This window comes from Paraburkholderia sp. J69-1 (assembly GCF_905220255.1).
Lineage (GTDB): Bacteria > Pseudomonadota > Gammaproteobacteria > Burkholderiales > Burkholderiaceae > Paraburkholderia.
On sequence record NZ_CAJMZG010000060.1, the window covers coordinates 1 to 2,232 of the forward strand.

Here is a 2,232-nt window from a genome sequence, read left to right on the forward strand (position 1 = left end):
GCGATCAGCCGGCGCGATTATCCGGTGGTGCAGGGCGGCATTCTGATGATCGCGACGCTCGTGATCCTCGTGAACCTGTTCGTCGATCTGCTGTACGGCGTGCTCAATCCGCGCATTCGACATACGAGGTAATCACGCCATGACGATGCAAACCCCACAACTCAACGACAACCGAAAGGAGGCGTGATGGCTGACATTCAGAACACCGCGCCCCGCGCCGTGACGCCGCCTTCGGGCCGTGCGCTCGTGCTGCGCGAATTCTGGGCGAACTTCTCGCGCAACCGCGGCGCCGTGGGCGCCGGCCTGATCGTGCTGCTGCTGGTGATCGTCGCGGTCTTCGCGCCGGTGCTCGCGCCGCACAGCCCCATCGAGCAGTACCGCGATTACGTGAAAATTCCGCCCGCGTGGCTCGACGGCGGCAACTGGAAGTTCATCCTCGGCACCGACGAAGCGGGCCGCGACATCCTCTCGCGTCTGATGTTTGGCGCGCGCCTGTCGCTGTGGATCGGCTGCGTCTCGGTGGTGCTCGCGCTGATTCCGGGCGTCGTGCTCGGGCTCGTCGCCGCGTTCTTCGAGAAATGGGCCGATACGCCGATCATGCGTCTGATGGACGTGCTGCTCGCGCTGCCCTCGCTGCTGCTGGCCGTGGCCGTGGTGGCGATCATCGGCCCGGGTCTGACGAATACGATGTTCGCGATCGCGATCGTCGCGCTGCCGGGTTATGTGCGTCTGACGCGCGGCTCGGCGCTGGGCGAACTGCACAAGGAATACGTGACGGCCTCGCGTGTGGCTGGGGCGGGCACGCTGCGGCTGATGTTCTCGCAGGTGCTGCCCAACTGCACGGCGCCGCTGATCGTGCAGGCGACGCTGGGTTTCAGCTCGGCGATTCTGGACGCAGCCGCGCTCGGCTTCCTCGGTCTTGGCGTGCAACCGCCGGCGGCCGAGTGGGGCGCGATGCTCGCCTCGGCGCGCGACTATATCGACAGCGCCTGGTGGATCGTCACGATGCCGGGGCTGTCGATCCTGATTTCGGTGCTCGCGATCAACCTGCTCGGCGACGGGCTGCGCGACGCACTCGATCCCAAGCTGAAGCGGATGGCCTGAACATGACTCAAGAACTTCTCTCCATCCGCAATCTGTCGGTGAACTTCAACGGCCTGGCCGCCGTGGACCGCGTGAACCTGTCGGTCGCGCCGGGCGAAGTGCTGGGCATCGTCGGCGAATCGGGCTCGGGCAAGAGCGTGACGATGATGGCGCTGATGGGCCTGATCGACGCGCCCGGCAAGGTCACCGCCGATGCGGTCACCTTCGATGGCCGCGATCTGCTCAACGCCACGGGCAAGGAGCGCCGCCGCATCGTCGGCAAGGACATCGCGATGGTGTTCCAGGACGCGCTCACGAGCCTGAACCCGAGTTATACGGTCGGCTACCAGATCAAGGAAGTGCTGAAGCTGCACGAAGGGCTGCGCGGCGCGGCGTTGCATAAGCGCGCACTGGAACTGCTCGACCAGGTGGGCATTCCCGACGCGAAAAACCGCATCGACAACTATCCGCACCAGATGTCGGGCGGCATGAACCAGCGCGTGATGATCGCGATGGCAGTGGCCTGCAACCCCAAACTGCTGATCGCCGACGAACCCACCACGGCGCTCGACGTGACGATCCAGGCGCAGATCATGGAACTGCTCGTGCGCCTGCAGAAAGAGCGCGGCATGGCGCTCGTGCTGATCTCGCACGATCTGGCCGTGGTCTCCGAGGTCGCGCAGCGCGTGGCGGTGATGTACGCGGGCGAGATCATCGAAACCAACCGCGTGCCGGATATCTTTGCGCGTGCGCATCATCCGTACACGGAAGCGCTGCTCGCGGCGATTCCCGAGCACAACCAGGGCGCGGCGCGTCTGGCCGCGCTGCCGGGCATGGTGCCGGGCCGCGACGATCGTCCGACCGGCTGCCTGTTCGCGCCGCGCTGCAAATACGTGGTGGACGACTGCAACCGCAAGCGCCCGACGCTCGACGCGGTGGCGGACCCGAGCGGCTGTGCGCTCGTGCGCTGCATCAAGCCGCTGAACGTGGCGACCGAAACCCTGAACGGAGGCGCGCGATGAACGCAGTCCAGCAATCCGCGGCTCAACCGGGCCGGCACGATGAAGAAAAAGTGCTCGTTGCGCACGATCTGAAGAAGCACTACACGGTCAGGCGCGGCATGTTCGGCACGGGCACCGTGAAGGCGCT

At 65.9% G+C, this 2,232-nt stretch carries 3 protein-coding genes; all 3 read left to right on the top strand.

The genetic code is table 11. From position 1 onward, the window contains the following. Positions 1-132 (top strand): ABC transporter permease subunit (locus U5A67_RS40315; RefSeq protein ID WP_321818819.1); only part of this gene is annotated, 132 nt, incomplete at its 5' end. Positions 133-186: 54 nt separating this feature from the next. Beyond that, on the top strand, positions 187-1,104 hold the full coding sequence (locus U5A67_RS40320) for an ABC transporter permease subunit (RefSeq protein ID WP_205987898.1): 918 nt from the start codon (positions 187-189) through the stop codon (positions 1,102-1,104). A 2-nt stretch (positions 1,105-1,106) separates the two neighbouring features. Then, positions 1,107-2,105, top strand: a complete 999-nt coding sequence (locus tag U5A67_RS40325; protein ID WP_321959830.1) for an ABC transporter ATP-binding protein — start codon at positions 1,107-1,109, stop codon at positions 2,103-2,105. The last annotated feature ends 127 nt before the right edge of the window (positions 2,106-2,232 follow it).

Excerpts from the sequence above, each read along its gene's own strand:
- U5A67_RS40325 (WP_321959830.1), top strand. The coding sequence starts at position 1,107 with ATGACTCAAGAACTTCTCTCCATCCGCAATCTGTCGGTGAACTTCAAC.
- U5A67_RS40320 (WP_205987898.1), top strand. The coding sequence starts at position 187 with ATGGCTGACATTCAGAACACCGCGCCCCGCGCCGTGACGCCGCCTTCG.